We start from the raw sequence: 378 nt of genomic DNA on the forward strand, positions 1-378 counted from the left end.
CCGGCGACCGGCACGAAGGTGCCGTACACGGTCAAGGCGACCGTCGCGTACGAGGGGAAGTCGAAGCCCATCTCCTACGCTTCGGAGTTGACCGTCGTCCGCGGCCTGACGACGGGCAAGGCCCTCGTCGACTGGGAACCGACCGTCGTCCACCCGCAGTTGACGGAGGGCGCGACGCTGAAGACGGGTGAGTCCTCGACACCGGCGATCGAGGCCGTCGACCGCAACGGCACGGTGCTGACGAAGGAGAAGTACCCCTCGCTGGGACCGATCCTGGACACCCTGCGCCAGAAGTACGGGGAGACCTCGGGCGGTTCGGCCGGCATCGAGACCTGGATCGAGCCCGCCGACGAGTCCCAGCCGGACGTCAACCTGGTG

Annotated in this window: 1 protein-coding gene; it reads left to right on the forward strand. The window is 68.3% G+C overall.

Annotated features, from left to right (window positions below):
* Positions 1-378, forward strand: a 378-nt coding sequence (locus tag AB0C16_RS40910) for a hypothetical protein (RefSeq protein WP_357691608.1), incomplete at both ends; no start/stop codon positions are given.

This window comes from Nonomuraea sp. NPDC048916, from assembly GCF_040649575.1.
In the GTDB taxonomy this organism is placed as follows: Bacteria; Actinomycetota; Actinomycetes; order Streptosporangiales; family Streptosporangiaceae; genus Nonomuraea.